Below are 2234 nucleotides of genomic sequence, written 5' to 3' on the forward strand. Positions count from 1 at the left end.
TTATTTGTTAAGGTAAGCTAAGATTTGAAGTATAGCAAAATATCATTAAGCTTTAAATATTATCTAATGAAGAATAGGGAAAACTTTGATGGGACAATGATTAAATATGAGCTTTATGGATTCCTTGAAACTTTAGAGCAAGATTTGAATATTTACCGACAATCAAAGCGGTGCTACAACAACCACCCTCAACAATGTGTTCAATTTTGGTTTGGCAGTCTCTAGAATCATAAATTTCCAAACATTCAAATGACATATAAATATAATTAATTGTTTTTGGGCTTGTCCAACACACACGATTATGCACATAGTCTAAAAACCTCATGATATTATCTGTATTTTCATAAAATGATTCGCCAAGCATTTCTCCAAATGCACTATTTATTCCAATTAATATAGCCACCAATATTGCTTTTTTCACATGACTTCCTCCTTGTCTATTTTAATTCCAAAAAATATAATTTCTCAATAATAACCCATTCTCTTCCATCAAGTAAGTAATTGGTATTATCTGCAAATCGTTGCTTTTTTATCCCATAGCGTAATATGTCCTGTGGCATTGCTCCAACCGCTAATCATCATTGCTACTACTCCATTTTTATTGAATTTTGAAAATTCATTATTATAAAAATTGATATTATCTTGTTCTGTTTGCATTATCTTAGGGTTGTAGGGTTCATCAGCATCCCCCCAAACCTCTTGCAGTTGGAATAACTTAATCATAAAATTAACTCCTGTTAAATAATTGTGATTGTCCTCACCTTGAAGTATTGTAGCCTTTTCAAAGCCATGCGGTCTTTTTGTTTTATTTTTTGAAATATAGTTTTCAAGTGGCATTCCACCATAATTAAGTGCGTAACTCACCCTAAAAGCACAAGTGTTGCTATAATCTGCATAGTTTACTATTAATCTTGCTTTAATGGTTTATTTGCTCGGCTCTTGGTTTGCAAGATACACCCATACAAACTAAATACTTTTTTGCCTCATTATCTTCTATTTTGCCTTGTCTATAAGCTTGAACGGGGTTTTCATTAATAGAAAATATCTTCTCTTTTTTATCTGTTTTTCTTGTAAGCTCTATACTTCCTCCTCTGCTTTTAAAATTCCAAATATACCCAAAAACTCTAACTTCTCCAGTATATCCACAAATATTGTCCTCTATAAACATATAATTTGAGTTGTGAAAATTTGTAGGTATTTCAATGGATTTTAGAATGTGTTGTTTCATTTCGTCTTTGGTTTTCAAATCACAAAATTTCGCGCCTAAATCATCAAAACAAGCATCTTCTTCTTTGTCGTAACGCATTTCAAAAACTTTGCAAATTTCTTGAACATTTTCAACTCTTTCTATGCTTATAATTTCAATATCAATAATAGATTCTCTTAACATATCTAGTGGTTTATGAAAGTATTTTGCAATGAATTCTTTACTTTCTTTTGCGGTAAAGAATTCATTGCTATCATCGTAATAAATTTCACCAGCTTTAATCTGCGCAAAAAATAAACTTAAAAATAAAATAAAGTTTTTCACAAAATCCCATCCCCCTCACTTGTTTGTTTGTGACCTGATATAGCTCCATGCGTATAAATATCTTCTTCTTTTAGGATAAAAATAATTTTTAATACTTGAATCAAAGATTTAACACTTTCCTTTTGTTTATCTGTGGCTTCTTCCCATATTCCTGATAGTTGAGTATATTTGAATATTTTATCATATTTGCTTAATTTTTGTCATGCCCTAGAAATTTCCCTACCACTTCAATCCCTATGCTATCAGAGTTTATAGGGTATCTATTGGGATATTGTTTCTCTTTTTCTACACCAGAAGCCCCTTTGTATGTTTTATTTTTATAATTTTCATTATTTATATCCAAGTTTTTTACTTTAATATCTCCTACATGCTGTGTGTATTTATGCAGACTTGCACATTGATAGATTGTGCCATCTTTATCAATTAAAAAATGTGTGCCTACTTTAGCATTATTTGGATTACTCCAAGTATCCAATGTGTTTTTTGCAGTGCTAGAATCCGTCCTATGTAATACAATAGCTTGTGGTTTAAAACTATTGGCATTAGAAAATTCAAGTCTAGCAATAGGGTATTTGATAATATCAAACCACTACGGTAGATTGCATAGTTGCTAGAATGCTTGGGGTTTTTGGCGTAGGAAGAATTTTTAATCTTATATTCTTGTGCCACTTCTGAAATTGTATTTGTCATTTAAAGAGTTTCT

4 protein-coding genes are annotated in these 2234 nt (G+C 30.9%); all 4 read right to left on the reverse strand.

Annotated elements, in window-relative coordinates; genetic code table 11:
• Positions 1–100: 100 nt before the first annotated feature.
• A complete protein-coding gene (locus LS69_RS09840; RefSeq protein ID WP_138124601.1) occupies positions 101–421 on the reverse strand; it encodes a hypothetical protein in 321 nt (106 codons plus the stop codon).
• Positions 422–507: 86 nt separating this feature from the next.
• The gene (locus LS69_RS09845) at positions 508–837 is read right to left on the reverse strand and encodes a T6SS effector amidase Tae4 family protein (RefSeq protein ID WP_238699302.1); all 330 of its coding nucleotides are present in this window, start codon (positions 835–837) and stop codon (positions 508–510) included.
• A gap of 79 nt (positions 838–916) precedes the next feature.
• Positions 917–1531, reverse strand: a complete 615-nt coding sequence (locus LS69_RS09850) for a hypothetical protein (RefSeq protein ID WP_138124606.1) — start codon at positions 1529–1531, stop codon at positions 917–919.
• Positions 1532–1721: 190 nt separating this feature from the next.
• On the reverse strand, positions 1722–2006 hold the full coding sequence (locus tag LS69_RS10965) for an N-acetylmuramoyl-L-alanine amidase (RefSeq protein WP_238699303.1): 285 nt from the start codon (positions 2004–2006) through the stop codon (positions 1722–1724).
• Positions 2007–2234: the final 228 nt, after the last annotated feature.

It is taken from the genome of Helicobacter sp. MIT 05-5294, from assembly GCF_000765675.1.
Taxonomy (GTDB): domain Bacteria; phylum Campylobacterota; class Campylobacteria; order Campylobacterales; family Helicobacteraceae; genus Helicobacter_D.